This is a genomic window from Bacillus sp. FSL K6-3431, assembly GCF_038002605.1.
In the GTDB taxonomy this organism is placed as follows: Bacteria; Bacillota; Bacilli; order Bacillales; family Bacillaceae_C; genus Lederbergia.
Genome location: NZ_JBBOCT010000001.1, coordinates 1,098,900 through 1,125,028, shown reverse-complemented (window position 1 = coordinate 1,125,028; position 26,129 = coordinate 1,098,900). Strand labels below are relative to the sequence as shown.

At 37.7% G+C, this 26,129-nt stretch carries 22 protein-coding genes; all 22 read left to right on the top strand.

Features of this window, described 5'->3' with window-relative positions; all coding sequences use genetic code 11:
* Positions 1-10 precede the first annotated feature (10 nt).
* The 22 genes from rseP to dapA all read left to right on the top strand — a co-directional run bounded on the left by rseP (position 11) and on the right by dapA (position 26,114).
* Complete coding sequence (gene rseP, locus MHB53_RS05680) at positions 11-1,273, top strand: RIP metalloprotease RseP (protein ID WP_340916203.1); 1,263 nt, start codon at positions 11-13, stop codon at positions 1,271-1,273.
* A 142-nt stretch (positions 1,274-1,415) separates the two neighbouring features.
* On the top strand, positions 1,416-3,122 hold the full coding sequence (locus tag MHB53_RS05675; protein ID WP_340916202.1) for a proline--tRNA ligase: 1,707 nt from the start codon (positions 1,416-1,418) through the stop codon (positions 3,120-3,122).
* A gap of 91 nt (positions 3,123-3,213) precedes the next feature.
* Positions 3,214-7,536, top strand: a complete 4,323-nt coding sequence (locus MHB53_RS05670; protein ID WP_340916200.1) for a PolC-type DNA polymerase III — start codon at positions 3,214-3,216, stop codon at positions 7,534-7,536.
* Positions 7,537-8,106: 570 nt separating this feature from the next.
* On the top strand, positions 8,107-8,574 hold the full coding sequence (rimP, locus tag MHB53_RS05665) for a ribosome maturation factor RimP (protein ID WP_340916198.1): 468 nt from the start codon (positions 8,107-8,109) through the stop codon (positions 8,572-8,574).
* Between the two features lie 63 nt (positions 8,575-8,637).
* Positions 8,638-9,765: a transcription termination factor NusA gene (nusA, locus tag MHB53_RS05660; RefSeq protein ID WP_340916197.1), complete on the top strand. Its 1,128-nt coding sequence runs from the start codon at positions 8,638-8,640 to the stop codon at positions 9,763-9,765.
* Between the two features lie 12 nt (positions 9,766-9,777).
* Positions 9,778-10,053 (top strand): RNase P modulator RnpM, encoded by a 276-nt coding sequence (gene rnpM, locus MHB53_RS05655; RefSeq protein WP_340916196.1) that lies wholly within the window; start codon positions 9,778-9,780, stop codon positions 10,051-10,053.
* Positions 10,037-10,363, top strand: coding sequence for a YlxQ family RNA-binding protein (locus tag MHB53_RS05650; RefSeq protein WP_445661400.1), 327 nt, complete (start codon positions 10,037-10,039; stop codon positions 10,361-10,363). The genes rnpM and MHB53_RS05650 overlap by 17 nt, the downstream gene beginning before the upstream one ends.
* A 15-nt stretch (positions 10,364-10,378) precedes the next feature.
* Positions 10,379-12,631 (top strand): translation initiation factor IF-2, encoded by a 2,253-nt coding sequence (infB, locus tag MHB53_RS05645; protein ID WP_340916195.1) that lies wholly within the window; start codon positions 10,379-10,381, stop codon positions 12,629-12,631.
* Positions 12,628-12,906: a DUF503 domain-containing protein gene (locus MHB53_RS05640; RefSeq protein ID WP_340916194.1), complete on the top strand. Its 279-nt coding sequence runs from the start codon at positions 12,628-12,630 to the stop codon at positions 12,904-12,906. The genes infB and MHB53_RS05640 overlap by 4 nt, the downstream gene beginning before the upstream one ends.
* A gap of 15 nt (positions 12,907-12,921) precedes the next feature.
* A complete protein-coding gene (gene rbfA / locus MHB53_RS05635; RefSeq protein ID WP_340916193.1) occupies positions 12,922-13,263 on the top strand; it encodes a 30S ribosome-binding factor RbfA in 342 nt (113 codons plus the stop codon).
* A 152-nt stretch (positions 13,264-13,415) separates the two neighbouring features.
* On the top strand, positions 13,416-14,321 hold the full coding sequence (gene truB / locus MHB53_RS05630) for a tRNA pseudouridine(55) synthase TruB (RefSeq protein WP_340916192.1): 906 nt from the start codon (positions 13,416-13,418) through the stop codon (positions 14,319-14,321).
* A gap of 33 nt (positions 14,322-14,354) precedes the next feature.
* A complete protein-coding gene (gene ribF, locus MHB53_RS05625; protein ID WP_340916191.1) occupies positions 14,355-15,305 on the top strand; it encodes a bifunctional riboflavin kinase/FAD synthetase in 951 nt (316 codons plus the stop codon).
* Between the two features lie 120 nt (positions 15,306-15,425).
* Entirely contained in the window at positions 15,426-15,695 is a 270-nt protein-coding gene (rpsO, locus tag MHB53_RS05620) for a 30S ribosomal protein S15 (RefSeq protein ID WP_340916190.1), read from the top strand.
* Between the two features lie 327 nt (positions 15,696-16,022).
* The gene (pnp, locus tag MHB53_RS05615) at positions 16,023-18,137 is read left to right on the top strand and encodes a polyribonucleotide nucleotidyltransferase (RefSeq protein WP_340916189.1); all 2,115 of its coding nucleotides are present in this window, start codon (positions 16,023-16,025) and stop codon (positions 18,135-18,137) included.
* Positions 18,138-18,309: 172 nt separating this feature from the next.
* Complete coding sequence (locus MHB53_RS05610; protein ID WP_340916188.1) at positions 18,310-19,302, top strand: polysaccharide deacetylase family protein; 993 nt, start codon at positions 18,310-18,312, stop codon at positions 19,300-19,302.
* Positions 19,303-19,365: 63 nt separating this feature from the next.
* The gene (locus MHB53_RS05605; RefSeq protein WP_340916187.1) at positions 19,366-20,604 is read left to right on the top strand and encodes a M16 family metallopeptidase; all 1,239 of its coding nucleotides are present in this window, start codon (positions 19,366-19,368) and stop codon (positions 20,602-20,604) included.
* Between the two features lie 98 nt (positions 20,605-20,702).
* The gene (locus MHB53_RS05600; protein WP_340916185.1) at positions 20,703-20,960 is read left to right on the top strand and encodes a YlmC/YmxH family sporulation protein; all 258 of its coding nucleotides are present in this window, start codon (positions 20,703-20,705) and stop codon (positions 20,958-20,960) included.
* A 259-nt stretch (positions 20,961-21,219) separates the two neighbouring features.
* On the top strand, positions 21,220-22,119 hold the full coding sequence (gene dpaA, locus MHB53_RS05595) for a dipicolinic acid synthetase subunit A (RefSeq protein WP_340916183.1): 900 nt from the start codon (positions 21,220-21,222) through the stop codon (positions 22,117-22,119).
* Entirely contained in the window at positions 22,119-22,709 is a 591-nt protein-coding gene (locus MHB53_RS05590; protein ID WP_340916182.1) for a dipicolinate synthase subunit B, read from the top strand. The genes dpaA and MHB53_RS05590 overlap by 1 nt, the downstream gene beginning before the upstream one ends.
* 184 nt (positions 22,710-22,893) lie before the next feature.
* Positions 22,894-23,949 (top strand): aspartate-semialdehyde dehydrogenase, encoded by a 1,056-nt coding sequence (asd, locus tag MHB53_RS05585; RefSeq protein ID WP_340916181.1) that lies wholly within the window; start codon positions 22,894-22,896, stop codon positions 23,947-23,949.
* A 28-nt stretch (positions 23,950-23,977) separates the two neighbouring features.
* On the top strand, positions 23,978-25,222 hold the full coding sequence (gene dapG, locus MHB53_RS05580; RefSeq protein ID WP_340916180.1) for an aspartate kinase: 1,245 nt from the start codon (positions 23,978-23,980) through the stop codon (positions 25,220-25,222).
* Positions 25,223-25,238: 16 nt separating this feature from the next.
* Positions 25,239-26,114 (top strand): 4-hydroxy-tetrahydrodipicolinate synthase, encoded by an 876-nt coding sequence (gene dapA, locus MHB53_RS05575; protein WP_340916179.1) that lies wholly within the window; start codon positions 25,239-25,241, stop codon positions 26,112-26,114.
* Positions 26,115-26,129: the final 15 nt, after the last annotated feature.

The window sequence follows — 26,129 nt, the reverse complement described above, 5'->3', positions numbered from 1 at the left end:
GGTAATTTATTTGAACACGGTGATATCCTTTATTATAATTTTCGGAGCGCTTGTATTTTTTCATGAATTAGGGCACTTTGTTTTTGCAAAGCGATCTGGGATACTTGTAAGGGAATTCGCGATTGGGTTCGGACCAAAGATTTTTTCGTACTCCAAAAAGGAAACGACGTATACGATTCGATTACTGCCAGTTGGCGGATTTGTTAGAATGGCCGGGGAAGATCCTGAGATGGCTGAAATAAAAGCTGGATATCGTGTGGCACTTCTGTTAAATGAAGAGGAAGAAGTGCAAAAGATCATTATTAATGGTAAAGATCGATATCCGAATGCTAGGAATCTGGAAGTAGAAACGGCTGATTTGGAACATGATTTAATTATTAAAGGCTATGAAGAAGGCGAAGATGAACGACTACAAACATTCGCAATTTCTCGTGAGGCTGTAATTATAGAGGACCAAGTTGAAACGCAAATTGCGCCTTGGGATCGTCAATTTGCATCTAAGAAATTAAGTGCTAGAGCGATGACAATCTTTGCTGGACCAATGATGAATTTTATTTTGGCGATAGTTGTTTTTACCATTATTGCTGGAATTCAAGGGGTGCCAATTACGGAGCCTATTCTTGGGGTCATTTCTCCTGATGGTGCAGCTGAACAAGCAGGTTTGAAACAAAAAGATGCTGTTCTTAGTATTGATGGAGCTGAGGTCTCGAATTTTGAAGACATTACTAAAATTGTAAGGGCACACCCGCAAGAAGAGCTTGTATTTACAGTTGATCGTCATGGACAAACAATCGATATCGCAGTCACTCCGATAAAACAGAAAGCGGAAGAAGAAGAATTCGGTTTAATTGGTGTTCATGCACCGATGGATAAGTCTTTTCTGAAAGTTGCTTCGAGCGGTTTTAAAGAAACATATCACTGGACGATAGAAATATTTAAGCTTTTAGGAAAGCTTGTAACAGGTCAATTTTCAATTGATATGTTGTCAGGTCCAGTGGGTATATATAAATCAACTGAAGTTGTAGCGCAAGCAGGTATTCTTTATTTAATGAAATGGACAGGATTACTAAGTATAAACCTAGGTATAATGAATCTCCTTCCAATACCAGCGCTAGACGGAGGAAGGCTATTGTTTTTCGGGGTAGAAGCATTGCGTGGCAAGCCGATTGATAGGCATAAAGAAGGTATTGTTCATTTTATCGGTTTCGCACTTTTAATGATATTAATGATCGTTGTGACCTGGAATGACATACAACAATTTTTTATACGATAATACTTATTTATCAAGGTTGAACGGGTCGTAAAGCTAGAACTAAGAATGGAAACAAAAAGCAGGTATGAGATAGCTGTACGTACCAGGTTCCTTGGTTCACTCCGATACAGTTTCACTTTATAGACAAAGATGAGGTGTAGTAATGAAACAAAGCATGACATTAATCCCAACGCTTCGTGAAGTTCCGGCATACGCAGAAATCAAAAGCCACCAGCTCTTACTAAGAGCTGGTTTCATTAGGCAGGTTGCAAGCGGCATATATACTTATATGCCACTTGCGAAAAAAACGCTTGATAATATTGAAAGAATAATTAGAGAAGAAATGGAAAATGCCGGTGCAGCTGAGGTATTAATGCCAGCCCTACAACCAGCGGAATTATGGCAAGAATCGGGACGATGGTACTCATACGGTGATGAGTTGATGCGTCTTCAAGATCGGCATGGAAGAGGATTTGCACTTGGTGCAACACATGAAGAAGTAATTACAAGTCTTGTAAACGATGATGTCCAGTCATATAAGCGGATGCCGCTCACATTGTATCAAATTCAAACGAAATTTCGTGACGAACAGCGTCCAAGATTTGGTCTACTCCGCGGCCGTGAATTCATTATGAAGGATGCATATTCTTTTCATACATCACCTGAGAGTCTGGATGAAGTATATAAGAAAATGTACAAAGCATATACGAATATCTTTACTAGATGCGGTCTAGATTTCCGGGCTGTTTTAGCTGATTCAGGGGCAATTGGTGGTAAGGATACACAGGAATTTATGGTTTTATCAGATATTGGTGAGGATACGATCGTTTATTCGGACGCATCCGATTATGCCGCAAATATTGAAATGGCTGATGCACCTAATCATTATGAAAAATCCTCCGCTCCTGAAAAAGAATTAGTAAAAGTAGCAACACCTGAGCAAAGAACGATAGAAGAGGTGTCAGCATTCTTAGACACTGACGCAGAGAAATGTATTAAAACGCTCGTATTTAAAGCGGATGACGATTACATCATGATATTGGTTCGTGGAGATCACGAAGTAAATGATATTAAAGTAAAAAACATGATGAATGCCAAAACAGTCGAGCTTGCGGAGCATACAGAAATAGAACGCATGTTAGGATGTCAGATTGGCTCACTCGGCCCGATTGGTCTCGATGGAAAAATGAAAGTCTATGCAGATCATGCAGTAAAAACAATGGTGAACGCAGTATGTGGAGCAAATGAAGATGGTTACCATTATACGAATGCACAGCCTGGTCGCGATTTTATTGTTGAAAGCTATGAAGGTATTCGTTTTATGAAAGAGGGTGACCCTTCTCCTGATGGGAAAGGTAAGGTTCGTTTTGCCCGCGGTATCGAAGTTGGACATATTTTTAAATTAGGAAAAACATATAGTGAAGCAATGGATGCTACTTATTTAGATGTGAATGGTAAATCGCAAACATACATTATGGGCTGCTACGGGATTGGTGTTTCTCGTACATTATCGTCAATTGCCGAGCAATTCAGTGATGATAATGGACTTGTTTGGCCTTCCAATATTGCCCCATATCATATTCATGTCATACCTGTTAATGTAAAAGATGAGAACCAAACACAACTTGCAGAAGAGTTATATAAGCTTTTCAAAAACAACCGATACGATGTATTGCTTGATGATCGCAAAGAGCGACCAGGCGTTAAATTTAAAGATTCAGATCTCATTGGTTTGCCTGTTAGAGTAACCGTAGGTAAAAAAGCCAGTGAAGAAATTGTTGAAGTAAAAGTGAGAAAAACCGGTGAAATGTTCGAAGTATCGAAAACTGACATTTTACCTTTGCTGACAAAAATATTACAAGAAGTATGAGGATGAGGTACCTTTTTAGGTACCTTCATTTCATTTCTATATGAGAAGAAGCTAGCACGCACTATAAGTAATATGGATCGGAGGTAGACTAATGGATAATAAACTTGCCGAAAAAAAGGAACGTTTTTTATTATTACTACAGCAATTAAATTTAACAAACGACGTAGTAATGAAACATTTCCAGAACGCTGAGATAGAAAAATTAATAATCGAACGAAAAAATAAACAATGGCATTTTAATTTTATTTTTGAAAATATTATTCCATGTAATATATATTCGCAGTTTGTGGAGCGACTTCACCATGCATTTCAGCATATTGCATCAATACGATTTAGTCTTACTGTAAGAGACCAGTCTTTCACTGAGGAAATGATTGTTGATTATTGGAGCCACTGTATCAAAGAAATAGATGGCATCTCTCCGATGTTATTAAAACTATTAAATGAGCAAACTCCTAAAGTCCAAGGGAATAAAATAATAGTTAGTGCACGAAATGATACAGAAGCCCAAACATTAAAGATGAAATATGCTGGACTCATTCAAAAGATATATGTTGGATTTGGATTTCCGGCTTTTACCCTCGATGCGGAAATCGAGGAACATGAAGCTACAAATGATGAATTCCAACATTTTATGGAAGCGAAGCAAAAGGAAGATGAAGCACGTGCAAGGCAAGCTGTTATTGACATGCAACAACAAGAGGCTTCAAGGGATAGTGGCACACCACATAATGGACCTGTCACGATCGGGATTACTATTAAAAATGATGAAGAGTTTAGGAAGCTTGAAGATATTGTAGATGAAGAACGCAGAATTGCTATTGAAGGGTATATATTCAATGCAGAGATAAGAGAACTACGAAGTGGAAGAACCTTATTAACGTTTAAAATAACGGATTACACTGATTCTATATTAGTTAAAGTATTTTCAAGGGATAAAGAAGATGCTGAGATATTAAAATTAGTTAAAAAAGGTATGTGGGCACGAGTACGTGGAAGTATTCAAAATGATACTTTTGTGCGTGATCTCGTTATGATGGCTAATGATATTAATGAGATAAGACCACGAGGCAGAATGGATACTGCTGAGGAAGGAGCGAAGCGTGTCGAGCTTCATTTACATTCTCCGATGAGCCAAATGGATGCTGTATCATCTATATCTGATTATATAGCCCAAGCAAAAAAATGGGGTCATCAAGCGATAGCTCTAACAGATCATTCCGTTGTTCAGTCTTTTCCGGAAGCGTATAATGCTGGGAAAAAGCATGACATTAAAATTCTTTACGGTTTAGAAGCTAATCTCGTTGATGATGGTGTACCTATTGCTTATAATAGCGTTCATCATTTATTAGATGAAGCGGAATATATTGTTTTTGACGTAGAGACGACTGGGCTTTCAGCTATTTATGATACGATAATTGAACTTGCTGCAGTGAAGATTCGCGATGGAGAAGTAATTGATACATTTGAAAGTTTTTCTAATCCACATCATCGATTATCTGCGACTACCATTGAATTGACAGGTATTACTGACGATATGGTTCAAGATGCGCCAGAAGTACATGAAATGCTGCAAAAATTTTACGATTGGTCAGGCGACTCCATATATGTCGCACATAATGCATCATTTGATATGGGTTTTTTAAATGTTGGGCTACAAAAAATGGGGCTTGGCAAATCAACAAACCCCGTCATTGACACATTAGAGTTGGGAAGATTTCTTTATCCACAATTTAAAAATCACCGCTTAAACACTTTAGCAAAAAGATTTGATATTGAACTAACCCAGCATCATAGGGCGATTTATGATGCAGAAGCAACAGGGTATTTATTTTTAAAAATGCTAAAAGATGCAAAAGAACAAGGCATAGAATATCATGATCAGTTTAATGACAATATGGGAAAAGGCGATGCATATAAACGAGCTAGGCCAAGTCACTGCACTTTACTTGTTCAAAATGAAATTGGCTTAAAAAATCTATTTAAACTTGTCTCTATATCTCATATGAATTACTTTTTCCGAGTACCGCGTATTCCACGCTCTCTTCTTGAAAAACACCGAGAAGGATTACTCATTGGATCTGGTTGTTCAAACGGTGAAGTTTTTGAAGCGATGATGCAAAAAGGCCGGGCGGAATCAGAACAAGCCGCAGGTTTTTATGATTATTTAGAGGTTCATCCCAAGCCAGTATACGCGCCATTAATTGAACGTGAACTTGTACGTGATGAACGAGATTTAGAGGAAATCATTAAAAATATTGTAGAAATGGGTGATGATTTAGATCTTCCTGTTGTTGCTACAGGTAATGTACATTATTTAAATGAACAAGATAAAATTTATCGTAAAATATTGGTGAACTCACAAGGTGGAGCAAACCCATTGAATCGTAGTGAACTTCCTGATGTTCATTTCCGAACTACAAATGAAATGCTACAAGAATTTTCTTTTCTTGGCGAAGAAGTAGCGAAGAAGATTGTTGTTGAAAATACAAATGCCATTGCTAATCGGCTTGAATCAGTAAAAGTGATTAAAGATGATTTATATACACCGAAAATAGACGGCGCTGAAGAAGAAGTTCGGACAATGAGCTATGATATGGCTCATTCAATATATGGAGAAGAATTGCCAGAAATTGTGGAAGCTAGATTGGAAAAAGAGTTAAAAAGTATTATCGGACATGGATTTGCTGTTATTTATTTAATTTCTCATAAGCTGGTCAAAAAGTCACTTGATGATGGTTATTTGGTTGGGTCACGGGGGTCTGTAGGATCATCATTGGTGGCAACAATGACTGAAATTACTGAGGTAAACCCACTCCCCCCTCATTATGTTTGTCCTAAGTGTAAACATTCACAGTTTTTTGATGATGGTTCAGTAGGATCTGGGTTTGATTTACCTGATAAAGATTGCCCTGAATGTAAAGTGGGGTACAAAAAAGATGGACATGATATCCCTTTTGAAACATTCCTAGGATTTAAAGGAGACAAGGTTCCTGATATTGATCTCAACTTTTCCGGGGAATATCAGCCAAAAGCACATCACTACACAAAGGTTCTATTTGGTGAGGATTATGTGTATAGGGCAGGAACAATCGGTACAGTTGCAGAAAAGACTGCATATGGTTATGTGAAGGGTTATTCCCAAGATAATAATTTAGTGCTTAGGAATGCAGAAATTGATAGGTTGGTCCAAGGATGTACCGGAGTAAAAAGAAACACGGGACAGCATCCAGGTGGGATTATTGTTGTACCAGATGATATGGAAATTTTTGATTTTTCACCTATTCAATTTCCAGCAGATGATAAAGAATCAGAGTGGAAGACAACTCATTTTGATTTTCATTCAATAGATAATAACTTATTAAAACTAGATATTCTTGGTCATGATGATCCTACTGTTATTAGAATGCTACAAGATTTAAGTGGGATTGATCCAACAACTATTCCTACAGATGATCCCGAAGTAATGAAGATTTTCAGTGGACCTGAAACCCTTGGCGTAACACCAGAGCAAATTATGTGTAAAACAGGTACTTATGGTATTCCGGAATTTGGAACAAGCTTTGTTCGGCAAATGTTAGAGGATACAAAACCGACGACTTTCTCCGAGTTAGTACAAATATCTGGATTATCTCATGGTACCGATGTATGGCTAGGGAATGCTCAGGAACTAATTCATGCAAAAACATGTACGCTCCCTGAAGTAATTGGGTGTCGAGATGATATTATGGTTTATCTAATTTATCAAGGATTAGAGCCTTCTTTGGCATTTAAAATCATGGAGTCTGTTCGGAAAGGTAAAGGGTTGGATCCAGAATGGGAAGAAGAGATGAAGAAAAACAATGTACCAGGGTGGTATATTGACTCATGTAAGAAAATAAAGTATATGTTCCCTAAAGCGCATGCGGCAGCATATGTGTTAATGGCTGTTCGTATTGCCTATTTCAAAGTCCATCATCCTCTACTATATTACGCTGCATATTTTACAGTACGCGCGAATGACTTCGATTTAGATGCGATGGTGCGAGGGTCAGAAACGATTCGGGCCCGTCTTCAAGAAATCAACGCAAAGGGTCTTGAAGCATCGACAAAAGAAAAGAATGTAATGACAGTTTTAGAAATAGCGTTAGAAATGTGTGAAAGAAATTATCAATTTCAACGGGTTGATCTATATCGATCAAGTGCAACGGAGTTTATTATTGATGGTAACACACTTATACCACCATTTAATGCAATCCCAGGACTTGGAACAAATGCTGCTTTGAATATTGTAAATTCCCGAAAAGATGGAGAATTCCTTTCAAAAGAGGATTTACAGCAACGCGGTAAGGTATCGAAAACAATCATAGAGTACCTTGATAATCACGGATGTTTAGAATCACTACCAGATCAAAATCAATTATCATTGTTTTAATAGTTATATGATTGATTCGGGTTCAAGGCCATGAGTTGATTACGATTGAATTCGAAGTCCACGGGGTCATGATCGGGTATGGGCGAGGTTGCCACAGAACATGGTAGAAATGAATTACCCGTTCTTCCACAACAGGCGCTTACGCTTTTGATCCTATTCTAGCTTCAGTGCATACCTTTTGAGGTCACAAGTCGTTCTGCTTCGTCCACAGTCCGCCACTATCCATAACATCTGTGCTTGTTCGGAGGCCCGCAAGATGTTAGCAGTTCTTCCATCGTAAGCACTGTACGCTTTTGACTCGTCGAGCTTCAGGTGCTAGGGGCTCATAAGCCAATCGTTGACTGGAGGCAAAGTCCGCCTCCTGTCAACGCTCATCTTATGCTTGTCGCCCCTGGGCAAGCAACTTACGCTTTTGATGGTTTGCAAAAGAATAGTGGTTATGGTATATTTTTAATGGAAATACTGTGAATAACTCTCTGTTGACAAAAGAGTGGGCGCCCCCCACTCTTTCGTATTGTTGCGGATAATCTGGTATATTAAACCGTTGAAACTCTTATCCTGGAGGTTATTATGAGTAAAGTAACGAGTATTGTAGAAGAACTTACAATCCCTATATTAGAGGATTTGAATCTCGAATTAGTTGATATTGAGTATGTAAAAGAGGGGAAGAATTGGTTTCTCCGTTTGTTTATTGACAAAGAGAATGGCGTCGATATTGAGGAATGTGGTATTGTTAGCGAACGTCTCAGTGAACAACTAGATGAATTGGATCCAATTCCACATAACTATTTTCTTGAAGTTTCGTCTCCTGGGGCAGAACGCCCATTAAAAAAAGAAGCAGACTTTTTGAAAGCTATCGATAAAAATGTGAATATTAAAACGTACGAACCTATTGACGGAGAAAAAGTGTTTGAAGGTAGGCTTATATCTTATAACGAAGGAATCCTTATAATAGAAGTCAAAATCAAAACACGAACAATGACAGTAGAAATTCCATTTGATAAAGTAGCAAAAGCCAGATTAGCAATAATTTTTTAAATTAACACTGGGGCGTAGGCTGAATTTGCCACGCCCTATGGGCCTAAAGGGGATGACATTGTCATGAGCTCAGAATTATTAGATGCTCTGATTATATTGGAAAAGGAAAAAGGTATTTCGCGTGATGTATTAATAGAAGCGATAGAAGCTGCGCTTGTATCGGCCTATAAACGGAACTTTAATCAAGCCCAGAATGTTCGTGTCGATTTAAATTTGAACACTGGGACGATGAGAGTATTCGCACGTAAAGAAATCGTTGATGAGGTTTTTGACTCAAGATTAGAAATATCATTAGATGAAGCTAGAAAAATTAATCCGGCTTATGAACCAAGTGATATTGTAGAATTAGAAGTAACTCCAAAAGACTTTGGCAGAATCGCAGCGCAAACGGCTAAGCAAGTTGTTACTCAACGTGTAAGAGAAGCAGAGCGGGGCATTATTTATTCTGAGTTCGTAGATCGTGAAGACGATATTATGACTGGGATAGTGCAGCGGCAAGATCCACGATTCATATATGTGAGTCTTGGAAAGATTGAAGCACTACTACCTCAAAGTGAACAAATGCCAAATGAAACGTATAAACCGCATGACCGCATTAAAGTTTATATTACTAAAGTTGAAAAGACAACAAAAGGTCCACAGATTTACGTTTCCCGTACACATCCTGGACTACTGAAAAGACTATTTGAAGTAGAGGTGCCTGAGATCTATGATGGCACAGTTGAAATAAATTCTGTAGCTCGCGAAGCCGGAGATCGCTCGAAAATCTCTGTAAGTACGGATAATGCCGAAGTAGACCCAGTAGGATCATGCGTAGGCCCAAGAGGCGCACGTGTACAAGCAATTGTAAATGAGCTAAAAGGTGAAAAGGTTGATATAGTTGAATGGTCTCAAGACCCAGTCATATTTGTCGCTAATGCGCTAAGTCCATCTAAGGTACTAGATGTAATAGTACATGAGGAAGATAAAGCAACGACAGTAATAGTACCTGACTATCAATTATCACTAGCTATTGGTAAACGAGGCCAAAATGCTCGACTTGCAGCGAAATTAACTGGTTGGAAAATTGATATCAAAAGTGAAACAGATGCTCGTGAAGCTAATATTTATCCACGCGAAGACGCTAATATCCTCCTTTTTGAGGATGAAGATGAAGAACCTTTCGATTTAACGGATGAAAGAATCGAATAGAGGTGAGGTATAATGGCAGTACAAAAGAAAATTCCTTTGCGTAAATGTTTGGCAACGGGAGAAATGAAACCAAAAAAAGAAATGATTAGGATTGTACGCTCAAAAGAAGGCGATGTTTCCGTTGATCCCACTGGGAAAAAATCTGGTAGGGGCGCTTATATCTCGAAAGATCGCGAGGCAGTTCTGACTGCACAAAAGAAGAATGTACTAGCAAGTCAATTACATGCTCAAGTTGATAAATCAGTATATGAAGAGCTCTTGGCGATCATAGATGGTGGTAAAAATTAATAGTATAAAAAAAGAAAAATGGATGTCATTGCTAGGGTTGGCAACTCGGGCAAGAAAAACGGTTTCGGGTGAAGAATTAGTGGTCAAAGAGATCCAACAATCAAGAGCTAAGCTTGTTATTATCTCTAAAGATGCTTCTTCTAATACAACAAAAAAATTACAAGATAAATGCAATTTCTATAACGTCCCTTATCTATATGTTGAATCGCGAGAACAACTTGGCCATGCGATTGGGAAGGAAGCCAGAGTAGTAGTAGCGCTCACAGATGAAGGTTTTGCCAAGAAAATGGCTTCAATGCTCGATGAATAAAACGGGGGTGACCATATGAGTAAATTACGCGTATATGAATATGCTAAGAAACAAAACACTTCAAGTAAAACTGTAATTGAGAAATTAAACAGTATGAATATCGAAGTCTCCAATCATATGTCTACAATTGATGGGGAGGTTGCTGGGAAGCTTGATGCTTTATTTAAAGGGAATGCTTCGGGCAACAGTAAGCCAGTGCAAGAAAACATGCAGCACAAACAAAGACCACAGACTAATCAGAAACAAAACCAACAAACGTCTCCGCAACGCAGAAATGATAAACCACAAACACAAACATCTGCGAATCAACAAGCGAGTGGGCGTAATAATGAGATGGGGCAAACTAAAACTAATATGAAGAATAGTACATCAAATCAAAAACAAACCAAACCAACACAACAAAAACCCGGTAATAAAGGATTTAATAAACAACGTAGAGGCAATACGAATAAAAACATCAAACAAAGACAGAAACCGCAACAGCATCAGCCTGCTCCACAAAAACAAAAAGAGCTTCCTGAGAAAATTACTTTCACTGTATCATTAACTGTCGGAGAATTAGCGAAAAAACTTCATCGGGAACCATCTGAATTAATTAAAAAATTATTTTTACTTGGAGTCATTGCAACAATTAACCAAGATTTAGATCATGATTCAATTGAGTTAATTTGTACTGAGTATGGTGTGGCTGTAGAAGAAGAAGTTCAAATTGATGAGACAGATCTTGAAGTGTATTTTACTGAGGACGATGAGGAAAGCTTAATAGAGCGTCCTGCTGTAGTCACTATTATGGGGCATGTTGACCATGGTAAAACAACTTTACTTGATTCATTACGTAATACAAAAGTAACAGCTGGTGAAGCTGGTGGGATAACGCAACATATCGGTGCATATCAAATTGATTCAAATGGGAAGAATATCACATTTTTAGATACACCAGGTCATGCTGCGTTTACAACAATGCGTGCTCGTGGAGCTAAAGTAACAGATATTACCATTCTCGTAGTTGCAGCGGATGATGGGGTAATGCCTCAAACAATTGAAGCTATTAACCATGCCAAAGCAGCAGAAGTTCCAATCATTGTTGCCGTTAATAAAATGGATAAACCAACCGCAAATCCTGATCGAGTAATGCAGGAACTGACAGAACATGGGTTAGTATCTGAAGCTTGGGGTGGGGATACTATATTTGTTCCTATATCTGCTTTAAAAGGTGAAGGAATTGACAGCTTGCTTGAAATGATTTTACTAGTAAGCGAAGTAGAGGAATTTAAAGCGAATCCTAATCGAAATGCAATTGGAACAGTTATCGAAGCGCAATTGGATAAAGGAAGAGGATCAGTTGCTACATTATTAGTTCAAAATGGAACATTAAAAATTGGTGATCCGATCGTAGTAGGAGCAACTTATGGACGTGTTCGTGCAATGGTTAATGATGTTGGTAGACGTGTAAAAGAAGCTACACCATCTACACCTGTTGAAATTACTGGATTAAGTGATGTTCCACAAGCGGGAGACAGATTTGTCGTATTTAAAGACGAAAAGACAGCTAGACATATTGGTGACATTCGAGCACAAGAATCAATTCAAGCATCTCGTAATGAAAGCTCGCGTGTTAGCTTAGATACTTTATTTGACCAAATGAAACAAGGTGAAATGAAGGATTTATATGTTATCGTTAAAGCAGATACACAGGGATCAGCAGAGGCGTTAGCTGCGGCTCTTAGACAAATTGATGTAGAAGGTGTAAACATCAAAATCATTCATACTGCCGTTGGAGCAATTAACGAATCAGATGTAACTTTAGCTGCTGCGTCTAATGCTATTATGATTGGTTTTAATGTTCGCCCAGATGTAAATGCCAAACGGGTCGCTGATACAGAAAATGTAGAAATTCGTTTGCACCGTGTTATTTATAAGGCGATCGAAGAAATCGAAGCGGCGATGAAAGGTATGCTTGATCCAGAATTTGAAGAGAAAATCATCGGACAGGCTGAAGTAAGAACAACTTTCAAAGTATCAAAAATTGGTACGATTGCAGGATCTTACGTAATCGACGGCAAAATCACCCGCGATAGTGGTATTCGTTTAATTAGAGACGGTATTGTTATTTTTGAAGGTGTAATAGATGATCTAAAACGTTTTAAAGACGATGTAAAAGAAGTAAATCAAGGCTATGAATGCGGTATTACAATTAAAAACTTTAATGATGTGAAGGATGGAGACATCATCGAAGCATATGTAATGGAAGAAATTGAACGGAAATGATAGGCTATTGTGAATGTGAATATAAAATTTACACTTCACAATCATTGAAAGAAAAACGTGCTGTTCTTCAGCGAGTCATAACAAGAGTGAAACAAAAGTTCAATGTTTCCATTTCTGAAATAGATCATCAGAACCTATGGCAACTTACAAAGATTGCCATAGTGACTGTATCTTCTTCTCAGCAAGTGACTGAGCGTGAACTTGATCATGCCATCAAATTTCTTGATTCTTTTCCAGAATGGGAAAGAACTTCTACGATATTTGAGTGGCTGTAATGAGAGGTGTTTGAAATGAGTTTGCGTGCTAATCGTGTGGGCGAACAAATGAAAAAAGAGCTCGGTGAAATCATTAGCCGAAAAATCAAAGATCCTAGAATCGGCTTTGTCACTGTTACGGATGTAAAAGTAACAGGAGATCTTCAACAGGCTACGATATACATTTCTGTTCTCGGAGATGATGAACAGAAGGAAGATACACTAAAAGGTCTTGCTACGGCAACAGGATTTATCAGAGCGGAAATTGGCCAAAGAATTCGATTGCGTAAAACGCCTGAAATTAGTTTTGAGTTTGATGAATCAATTGCGTATGGTAATAAAATTGAAACATTACTTAAACAAATTAAGGAAGACTAATGCAAAGGAAAAATGGATAGACGTAAAGTCTATCTTTTTTTCTGATTATATCTATACCGAGCATGCAGAAATTCGCCAATTATCATTTGGTGACTATTTAACATCCTCTATTGGCGAAAAACTCACAGAGGGACTGGAAAGGAGGAAGACTAATGGAGGGAATATTACCTTTATGGAAACCAAAAGGGCTCACCTCACATGATTGTGTGTTTAAAATCCGTAAGATGCTAAAAATGAAAAAAGTAGGGCATACGGGAACACTAGATCCTGATGTAGAAGGTGTGTTGCCCATCTGTCTTGGCAGGGCAACTAAAATTGCGGAGTATATTACTGAAGCCGGGAAGGTTTATGAAGGCGAAGTTACCATAGGTTTTTCCACTACGACGGAGGATTCCTCTGGAGATATCGTAGAGGAAAAAAGAATTTCCCAACCTATATCGATAGACGAGATTAGTGCTGTTCTTCATTCTTTAACAGGTCAGATCACACAAACCCCACCTATGTTTTCAGCGGTTAAAGTAAATGGGAAAAAGCTGTATGAATATGCGCGGGCTGGCATAGAAATTGAAAGGCCAGCAAGAACAGTATCCATTTATGAACTCGAACTTCTTGAAGACCTACAATCTCATGAAAATGGTCTTTTATCATTTAAGTTTCGAGTAAGTTGCAGCAAAGGGACATATATTCGTACACTTGCAGTAATGATGGGCGAAAAGTTAGGATATCCGGCACATATGTCCAAATTAGTGCGGGTTGCATCTGCTGCATTTACTGAGCAAGATTGTGTGACATTTGAGCAATTGGAAAGTATGATTACATTAGACACATTAGATGAAATTATATTTCCGTTAGAAAAAGGGTTGGAACAATTATCGGTTTTGGAAATAGACGATAAAACAGCTGAAAAGGTTAAAAATGGTGCAGTTCTAAATAAGCCTGAAATATGGCCTGATGGTCAAGTATCGATGTTTTATAAGGGCAAAGTAATTGCTATTTATCAGCTTCATCCAGAAAATAAATTAGCAATAAAACCGGTTAAGGTATTAAGAATTAACTGACGAAATAATATGCTTGAAATTAGGTGACAAACAATGAAAGTTATGATGATTCATCACCCACATACATGTAACAAAGAAGATTTTCCAGCGCTCTCTATCGCTCTTGGTTTTTTCGATGGGGTACATAGAGGTCATCAAAAGGTGATCGGAATTGCTAAGGAAATTGCGAAGACAAATGGTTGGAAAAGTGCTGTAATGACATTTGATCCACATCCATCAGTTGTCCTTGCAAAGGAAAACACGCCTATTCAATATATTACCCCTTTACAAAATAAGATTGATTTGATCGCTGATCTAGGTGTAGATTATTTGTTTATTGTTCGTTTTACTTCGGCATTTTCCAACTTAACTCCTGAAGAATTTGTCGAAGATTATCTTGCTAAACTGAATATCCAACATGCTGTAGCCGGATTCGATTATTCTTACGGGAAATACGGGAAGGGCACGATGGATACTTTATTAGTTCATGCAGATGGAAAGTTTGAAGTTACTACTGTCGGTAAATTGGAAGAAAAACAAGAGAAAATTAGTTCAACTGCAATTAGGAAGCTATTAAGTGAAGGCTCTATGCTAGAAGCAAAAAAATTATTGGGGCGTTTTTATGCAACAAGAGGAACTGTTATCCATGGCGAAAAGCGGGGTAGAACAATCGGATTTCCAACGGCAAATATACAATTGCATAACGATTATATTATACCAAAAACAGGCGTTTACGCTGTTCGCATTTTAGTAGCCGGGAGTTGGAAAGACGGGGTTTGCAATATTGGATATAAACCAACCTTTAAAGATCCAAATAAATCGGACTTATCGATAGAGGTACATATACTTGATTTCGATCAATCCATTTATGGGGAAGAAATCGAGTTGAAATGGCATATTAGAATAAGGGATGAACAAAAGTTTAATGGGATAGAAGAGTTGAAAACACAAATATCAAAAGATAAAATAACTACTGTGAATTACTTTGAGACAATCGACAAATAAACTTGATTTTTCTTCAAGAAAGATGTATTCTAATACAGTATCAAGAACCTTTGCTTGGCAAATCGACTCACCGACGATTGCTAGGTAACAGGGGATTGTAAAAACAGGAGGTGAAACAGGATGGCGATTTCTCAAGAGCGAAAAAACGAGATCATCAACCAATATAAGATTCATGAAACAGATACTGGTTCTCCAGAAGTGCAAATTGCAGTTCTAACTGCAGATATTAATACACTTAACGACCATTTGCGTATGCACAAAAAAGATCATCATTCAAGACGTGGTTTAATGAAAATGGTAGGTCGACGTCGTAATCTATTGACTTATCTTCGTAACAATGACGTACAACGTTATCGTGAATTGATCAACAGCCTTGGCCTCCGTCGCTAATTTTGCGTGGAGCCAAATGAAGAAAGCGGGATATATTCCCGCTTTTTTGTTAGGTTTAACACAAATCAGGAAGCTATATGGTAATATCTGGTTTCATTATTGCCAACTGCGGCTATACTGCTAAGGACTGTCATTTAAAACGTGACAGAACTGAACATTGGACATGCATATGAAGAGAAATGAATTGAAGCTAGGCAGATCATATCTATGTCTAATGTTCAGTGTGTAGTAGGCATGATGAAATCAGATATAACAAAGTGAAAAGAAAATTTAAAAACACATATGATGGCGAAAAAATTTCGCCCATGGAAGAGAGGCGTTTTCTTTATGGAGCAAGAGAAAAAAACATTTAGTATTGACTGGGCTGGACGTAAGTTAACAGTGGAAGTAGGTCAATTAGCAAAACAAGCAAATGGAGCAGTTCTCGTTAGATATGGCGATACAGCTGTTCTCTGTGCTGTTACAGCTTCTAAAGAAGCAAAAGCGGTTGACTTTTTTCCGTTAACAGTAAATTACGAGGAACGTCTATATGCAGTCGGTAAAATTCCAGGTGGGTTCATTAAAAGAGAAGGAAGACCTAGTGAGAAGGCAATTCTTGCAAGTCGATTGATCGACCGTCCAATCCGTCCGTTATTTGCTGATGGCTTCAGAAATGCAGTTCAAGTTGTGAGTGTTGTAATGAGTGTGGACCAAGATTGTTCATCAGAAATGGCTGCAATGTTCGGATCATCTCTTGCATTAAGCATTTCGGATATTCCATTTGAAGGACCGATAGCTGGAGTAATGGTAGGTAGAGTAGACGGAGAGTTTATTATTAATCCTTCAGTTGAGCAGGTAGAAAAAAGTGATATAGATCTAATTGTAGCTGGAACAAAAGATGCTATAAACATGGTAGAAGCAGGAGCTAAGGAAGTATCAGAAGCAGCGATGCTAGAAGCTATCATGTTCGGCCATGATGAAATTAAACGTTTGATTTCATTCCAAGAAGAAATTGTTGCACAAGTTGCTAAACCTAAAAGAGAAATTGAGCTTTATGAAGTTAATCAAGAACTTGAAGCTGAAGTACGTAGCATCTGTGAAAATAGCTTAGTTGCAGCAATTCAAGTAGAAGAAAAACATGCACGTGAAGAAGCAATTCAAAGTGTAAATAAGCAAGTTATTACTGAGTTCTCAGAGCGTGAAGGTATGGAAGAGGAAACAATTAGTGATGTAAAACAAATCTTGAATAATTTAGTGAAAGAAGAAGTACGTAGATTAATCACGGTTGAGAAAATTCGTCCAGATGGTCGTAAACCTGATGAAATTCGTCCGCTTGCTTCTCAAGTTAGATTATTGGCAAGAACACATGGATCAGGATTATTTACGCGCGGTCAAACACAGGCTTTAAGTATTTGTACTCTTGGTGCATTAGGAGACGTACAAATACTTGATGGACTAGGAATTGAAGAGACTAAGCGTTTCATGCACCATTATAATTTCCCACACTTTAGTGTTGGTGAAACAGGGCCAATACGTGGACCAGGACGTCGTGAAATCGGTCATGGTGCTTTAGGAGAACGCGCATTAGAGCCAGTTATTCCAAACGAAGTCGACTTCCCTTACACGATTAGGCTTGTTTCTGAAGTGTTGGAATCCAATGGTTCATCTTCACAAGCAAGTATTTGTGCAAGTACTTTAGCGATGATGGATGCAGGTGTTCCAATCAAAGCTCCCGTTGCTGGAATTGCTATGGGATTAGTAAAAACAGGGGAACATTATACGATTTTAACTGATATACAAGGAATGGAAGATCACCTAGGTGATATGGACTTTAAAGTTGCAGGTACATCCAATGGAATTACTGCGCTACAAATGGATATTAAAATTTCTGGACTTTCACGGGAAATACTTGAAGAAGCGATGACACAAGCTAAACACGGCCGCATGCATATTCTTGAATCTATGAATCAAACGTTAGCTGAGCCAAACAAACGCTTATCAGAGTATGCACCAAAAATACTTACGATGAATATTCATCCGGATAAAATCAGAGATGTGATTGGGCCAAGCGGGAAACAGATTAATAAAATCATCGAAGAAACTGGCGTGAAAATTGATATTGAACAAGATGGTAAAGTTTTTATCGCTTCTGCTGATGATGAAATGAATGCTAAAGCGAAAAAAATCATCGAAGATATTGTGCGCGAAGTTGAAATCGGTGAAATGTACCTAGGAAAAGTTAAGCGTATCGAGAAATTCGGTGCTTTCGTAGAACTATTCCCTGGAAAAGATGGATTGGTACACATTTCTCAGCTTGCCGAAGAACGAGTTAACAAAGTAGAAGATGTTGTAGCAATTGGTGATGAACTACTCGTCAAAGTCATCGAAATAGATAACCAAGGCAGAGTGAACATTTCAAGAAAAGCAGTGTTAAAAGAACAAAAAGAACAACAACAGAAATAATAAAGATAAGCAATAGACGTATGTAGGAAACGAATAATATCTATATTTTCCACATCAAGGTCAATGTGACCTACATTGTTGATCTAAATAAACAAAAAGCCAGGGCAACCTGGCTTTTTTGTTCTACCTCGTCCTTCTCGGCATAAATTAATGCTGAAGGAGGAGCATAAATATGAAATATACAAAAAACTTGCTTGGAATTAGCCTGGTTGGTATCCTATTCATGTTGGCTATCTTTAATCCTTACATTAATATCTATCTTACAAGCTTAAAAATAGATGCAGTGTATGTTAATGGCAAACAAAGTGCATTATATAATAAAATTAAACAAGCTGCAGAAAGATACTATATCGCACCACAAGATGCAAGAATAGATAAGGTTTGGAAGGCTATACCTGGTTATAATGGAATTAAAGTAGATGTGGATTCATCTTATAAAATAATGAGAAAAGAAATGCGGTTTGATGAGAGGAAACTAGTATTTGTACAAATTGCTCCATTTGTCCATTTAAAAGATTTGCCACCATCACCAATCTTTCGCGGACATCCAGATAAACCGATGGTTAGTTTATTAATTAATGTTGCAGGGGGAAATGAATATTTACCTGAAATGCTTGCAATATTAAAAGAAAATAGTGTACAAGCAACTTTTTTCCTTGAAGGTAGATGGGTTAAAAAAAATCCGGATTTGGTAAATTTGATTGCTGAAAATGGTCATGAACTTGGTAATCACTCATATAGCCAGCCAAATATGGAATTGTTGGGAACCTCCGAAACAAAATCTGAAATAGAAAAGACCAATGAAGTGATTGAAGCGATCACAGATAAAAAAGTAACTTGGTTCGGTCCACCAGGTGGTAGATATCGTAATGAAACGATTGAAATAGTGCATTCATTAAAGCAGTATACTGTAATGTGGACAATTGATACAATAGATTGGAACAACCCTTCACCGGATAAGCTAACACAGCAGGTAATGTCGAATGTACATCCGGGAGCGATGATCTTGATGCATCCTACTGAATCTACAGCAAAAGCACTCGCAGAAATAATCAATAAGTTAAAATCGCATCATTTACGGATCGGAACCGTTTCAAAATTACTAGATGAAGAAAGAATTATAAAATTACAAAGCAGTAATCCGGATCAAATATATAACAAATAAAAATCATATAAAAATTCATGGAAACATGAGTAGCTTTTTGCACCACGAACAGGAGGATTTTTAATGATAAAGAAATATACATGTCAAAATGGCGTAAGAATTGTACTAGAAGAAATACCAACAGTCCGTTCCGTAGCAATAGGTATTTGGGTAGGAACAGGTTCTCGAGATGAAAAGGAAGAGAATAATGGGATTTCTCATTTTTTGGAGCATATGTACTTTAAAGGAACAGAAACAAGAAATGCTAGAGAAATTGCGGAATCATTTGATTCTATTGGTGGCCAAGTTAATGCGTTTACATCGAAAGAATACACATGTTATTATGCAAAAGTACTTGATAACCATGCCCCTTATGCGTTAGAAGTGTTAGCTGATATGTTTTTTAATTCTACCTTTGATAGCGATGAACTGGAAAAGGAAAAAAATGTAGTGCTTGAAGAAATCAAGATGTACGAAGACGCACCAGATGATATTATCCACGACTTGCTGAGTAAATCTATATATAAAACACATCCACTTGGATTCCCTATTTTGGGTACGGAAGCTAGCTTGCAGGCTTTAACAAGTGAAAAATTAAAAGCGTATGTGCATGATATGTACACTCCAGAAGATATAGTTATTTCCATCGCAGGAAATGTGAAAGAATCGTTTTTAAAAGAAATTGAACAGTATTTTGGTTCATTCGAAAGAGGGAAGAAGCCAGAGTCTATTAACATTCCCTTATTTCATACTAATAATGCTGTTAAACAAAAAGAAACAGAACAAGCCCATTTATGCATTGGCTTTGAAGGATTACCGATTGGTCATGATGATGTATATGATTTAATTGTAATGAATAATATCTTTGGAGGTAGTATGTCTTCCCGTCTATTCCAAGAAGTACGTGAAGAAAAAGGACTAGCCTATTCCGTATTTTCCTACCATTCCTCATTTAAAGATAGTGGTCTTGTGACTATTTATGGGGGAACAGGTTCTGAGCAGATGAACAAATTGTATGAAACAATTCAAGCAACCCTAAGTATATTAAAAGATAAAGGCATTACGAAAAAAGAACTTAATAATAGTAAAGAACAATTAAAAGGCAATCTAATGCTTAGTCTTGAAAGTACAAACAGCAGGATGAGTAGAAATGGAAAAAATGAACTTTTATTAGGTAAACATCGGACGTTAGACCAAATAATTGAAGAGATTGATCAGGTTACAATTGAAAGTGTAAATAGAATTACAAATCAAATATTTACTGATCAATATAGCATTGCTTTAATTAGTCCAGATACCAAACTTCCAAATGGATTAAGCTAAAATTTCCCACCCTTTCTAAGCGAAAGGGTTTTTTTGATTCTAAAAGTAGGCTAGGTCACCTATATATAACTAATAAGAACAAAAGGAGGGGCATCATCATGCGTCTTAGTGAACTGGGAGGAAAAGAAATTGTAGATTATCGAAAAGCAGAAAGGTTAGGAATTCTTGGACAAACGGATTTAGAAATCAATAGTCGCACAGGTGAAATTAATCATTTAATTATCCCTTCTGGGAAATGGTTAGGTATAAGAAAAGGAACGGATGAAATCAGAGTTCCATGGCATTTTATTCGCACAATTGGATCGGACATGATCATATTAGAGGTACCAGATAGAAATGAAGAAAATAGATATTAAGTATAACCTTCTTTTATTCTGGTTTTAACCAAATCGAAGTCACTCTGCATTAGGGGGAAAATCCCTAGAGGCAGGGTGATTTTTATTTATCGATCAAATGAACATTTAAGAAAAGTTATGTGAGTCACATCAACATTATTAACTAAGTCCGCACCACTACAGCCTGCGCTTGTACATGCACAGCCTTAATACTATGCTCATACACTAATTGTGCATAAGTTAAATTACTAGAATGTAAAAAAGAAGGTGAAGAAATTTGATGTTGACGGATATGCAAATAGCTATTTTAGGTGGAGATGCAAGGCAGCTTGAAATCATCAAAAAATTAACAGAGTTAGATGCACAGCTTTATTTAATCGGGTTTGAACAATTAGAACCATCATTTTTAGGAACGAAGAAAGAAAAAATTAAGGAATTAGACTTCGCTTCAATGGATGCCTTGATTCTTCCTGTCCCTGGAACAAGCCTGGCTGGAGAATTGGAAACAATTTTTTCTAGTGAAAAGGTAATACTTACCGAGCAAATGCTTCAACAAACGCCTACGCATTGTACTATTTACTCAGGGATTAGTAATAGTTATTTGAATCAAATTTCCAACAATGCAAATCGAAAATTAGTTCAACTTTTTAAAAGGGACGATGTAGCCATTTATAATTCGATACCGACAGTAGAAGGAACGATTATGATGGCAATTCAAAATACAGATTTTACAATCCATCAATCAAAGGTGGCAGTGCTAGGGCTAGGAAGGGTGGGCATGACAGTAGCCAGGACATTCTCACTCTTAGGTGCAAAAGTAAAGGTAGGGGCACGAAAAAGCGAGCATCTTGCAAGAATAACAGAAATGGGACTTGAAGCTTTCTATTTACAAGATTTACAAGAGGAAGTAGCAGATATTGATGTTTGTATTAATACGATCCCATATCCCGTTTTGGGTTCGGGAGTTATTGCAAAAATGCCTTTGAATGCATTAATTATTGATTTAGCTTCAAAGCCTGGAGGTACAGATTTCCGCTATGCCGAAAGAAGGGGAATAAAAGCGCTACTTGCGCCTGGTTTGCCAGGAATCGTTGCACCAAAATCAGCAGGGAAAATACTTGCAAATGTTTTGTCACAACTGCTTAGCGAAGATTTCGACAACAGGAAGGGGAAAGCGTAATGAGTTTATCTGGAAAAAGGATTGGATTCGGTATGACCGGATCACATTGCACATATGATGCTGTTTTACCCGAGATGGAAAAATTAATGAATCTAGGAGCAGAAGTTGTACCAGTTGTAACATATACATTAGCAAATACCGATACGAAATTTGGTGAAGGGATGGAGTGGTTAGGGAAAATCGAAAAAATAACTGGAAAGAAAGTAATTGCAAGTATCGTTGATGCTGAGCCGCTTGGGCCAAAAGAACCTTTAGATTGTATGGTTATAGCCCCATTAACAGGAAATTCAATGAGTAAGTTTGCTAACGCATTAACGGATTCCCCTGTTTTAATGGCAGCTAAAGCTACATTAAGAAACAGTAGGCCGGTAGTCATAGGTATTTCTACAAATGATGCCCTTGGATTAAATGGCATTAATTTAATGAAATTAATGGCTGCCAAAAATATATATTTCATCCCTTTTGGTCAAGATGATATTCATTTGAAACCAACATCTATGGTCGCACAGATGGATCTCCTACCTGAAACAGTAATGGCAGCTTTATCTAATAAGCAATACCAACCTGTTATCATTGAGCGTTCTAAATAAAAAGTGTGAAACTCATATATTGGTCACAATATATGAGTAATCTACGTGAATTAATAGTTTAATGATGTGATTTTTGCTAAAATAATAACGATAGTGAGCGCAAATGTGATAATATAATAAATATTAAAGAAATCAAAATATCAACGTCAGTAAGTCAGTGTTGGGATTGGAAGGGGAAAGCTACATGTCGAATATACAAGGATATCATCTAGCAATTATGGGTGCTACTGGAGCAGTCGGACAGCAGATTTTAAAAACATTGGAAAATAGAGATTTTCCGATTAAAAAGTTAACATTACTATCTTCTGCTCGATCAGCAGGAACAGTAATCAAATTTAAAGATGAAAAGATTACCGTTCAAGAAGCTGTTCCAGAAGCTTTTGAAGGTGTAGATATTGCATTATTTAGCGCAGGTGGAAGTATCTCAGAAAAATTTGCACCAGAAGCTGTAAAACGTGGAGCAATTGTAGTTGATAACACAAGCGCGTTCAGAATGGATCCTGACGTTCCATTAGTTGTACCGGAAGTAAACGAAACAGCCGTTTTAAAGCATAAAGGAATCATCGCGAATCCAAATTGCTCAACGATACAGATGGTCGCAGCACTTGAACCGATTAGAAAAGAATTCGGCTTGGAGAAAGTAGTTGTATCCACGTACCAAGCAGTATCTGGTGCTGGTGCGGCTGCAATCAATGAGATGAAAGAGCAAGCAGCAGCTATCTTAAATGAACAGGAATTTTCACCACAAATATTACCTGTTGGTGGTGCTGATAAACATTATCAAATTGCCTTTAATGTTATTCCACAAATAGACCAATTTGCTGACAATGGCTATACTTTGGAAGAAATGAAAATGATTAATGAAACAAAGAAAATTATGGAAATGCCTGGATTGAAAGTTGCGGCAACTTGTGTTCGTCTACCAGTTGAAACTGGACATTCGGAGTCGGTTTATGTTGAATTAGGAAAACAAGATGTAAATGTTGCCGATATTAAACATGTTCTATCAGATGCTCCTGGAGTTACAGTGCAAGATGCCCCAGATAAACAACTTTACCCAATGCCAGCCATGGCCCAAGGGAAAGATGATGTCTTTGTTGGTAGAATCCGCAAAGATCTTGATGAGGCAGCTGGTTTTCATATGTGGATAGTTTCCGATAATTTAATTAAAGGTGCGGCGCTAAACACGATTCAAATTGCAGAAAGCTTAATTAAATTAGAAGTTGTAACTGAAAAGTAAATTTGTAACTGCTTAATGAGGTGTAGATATGAAATTAATCGTCCAAAAGTTTGGTGGAACATCGGTTCAAAATTCAGAGACGCGGCAACATGCTATGAACCATATTCGAAGGGCGATTGAGCAAGGGTATAAGGCAGTAGTCGTCGTTTCTGCGATGGGAAGACAAGGTGACCCATATGCGACAGATACTTTATTGTCGCTCGTTGGAGGAAAAAATACGGTTCTAAATAATAGAGAACAAGATATGCTTCTATCTTGCGGTGAAACAATTTCAAGTGTTGTTTTTACACAGGCACTGAAAGAAAATGGAATCAAGTCCACGGCAATGACAGGAGCGCAAGCCGGTTTTATCACAAACAATGAACATACAAATGCAAAAATATTAGAAATGAAATGTGGACGTCTATTGCAAGAATTGGAAACACACGATGTGGTTGTAGTTGCAGGTTTTCAAGGGGCAGCGAAAAATGGTGATATTACAACGATTGGTCGGGGTGGCAGTGATACAACAGCAGCTGCATTAGGGGCAGCTGTAAACGCAGAGTGGATTGATATTTTCACTGATGTAAATGGTATGATGACTGCAGACCCAAGGATCGTTAGCAATGCTCGTCCATTAAAAGTTGTTACTTATAATGAAGTAAGTAACATGGCTTTTCAAGGCGCAAAGGTAATTCACCCAAGAGCAGTGGAAATTGCCATGCAAGCGAAAATTCCAATTAGAATCAGGTCCACATATTCGGATGCACCAGGCACGCTTGTCACAACGATTAATAAACATCAAGAGTTTGATATTCGAGAGCGTTTAGTGACTGGAATTGCGTATGTACCTAATGTTTCCCAAATAAAAGTTGCAGCAAAGGAAGGGCAATATAATCTTCAGACAGAAGTTTTTAAAGCAATGGCTACTGAAAATATTAGCGTTGACTTTATTAATATTTCTCCAAATGGAGTCTTATTTACTGTCGCGGAATCTGTATCTGCCCGGGCAATCTCGGCACTAAGAGAATGCGGATATACTCCTTCTATAGAGGAAAACTGTGCAAAGGTTTCCGTAGTTGGAGCGGGAATTTCTGGTGTCCCAGGTGTCACTGCTAAAATAGTGACGGCACTTTCCGAGAAAGACATTCGTATCCTCCAATCTGCTGATAGCCACACGACTATTTGGGTTCTTGTAAGTGGAAATGACTTAACTGAAGCCGTTAATGCACTGCATAATGTGTTTCAACTGCAAGAAGAAGAAGAACAAAGTACAATGATGAATGATAGATAGGATTGAGGTGTAAGTAATGGTTCATTTTGGCCGTGTATCAACTGCAATGGTTACTCCTTTCGATAATAAAGGAAATATTGACTTTCAAAAAACGTCAAAACTCGTTAACCATTTGATTAGTAATGGTACGGACTCTTTAGTTGTAGGTGGAACGACAGGCGAATCGCCTACATTATCTACAGAGGAAAAAACTGCTCTATTCCGTCACGTTTTGAAAGCTACAGATGGTCGTGTACCAGTTATTGCTGGGACTGGTAGCAATAATACGTATGCTTCCATTGAACTGACAAAACAGGCGGAAGAAGCCGGTGTAGATGCAGTTATGCTTGTTGCTCCATATTATAATAAGCCGAATCAGGCTGGCTTATACGAGCACTTTTATACGATTGCAAAGGCAACGACATTACCGGTAATGGTTTATAATATTCCGGGCAGATCAGCAGTCAATATTTTGCCAGAGACAATGATTGAACTTGCTAAGGTAGATAATATTGTGGCGGTAAAAGAAGCAAGTGGAGATTTAAATGCAATGGCTGAAATTATTTCCGAAACGGAAGATGATTTCATGCTTTACAGTGGAGATGATGGTTTAGCATTGCCAGTTATGGCGATCGGCGGAAATGGTGTAGTTTCTGTTGCAAGTCATGTAATAGGTAATGAGTTGCAAGAAATGATTCGTTTATTTACAATGGGCAATCATAAAGATGCAGCCACACTTCATAGAAAGCTATTGCCTGTCATAAGGGGATTGTTTCAAGCACCAAATCCTACACCAGTTAAAACGGCATTGCAAATGTCTGGGTTTGATGTTGGCTCAGTTAGACTTCCACTCGTTCCACTCAATGAGCAAGAAAGATCTAATTTAGCAATATTGCTAAAAGCCCTTAAATGATAATTATTGAATGAA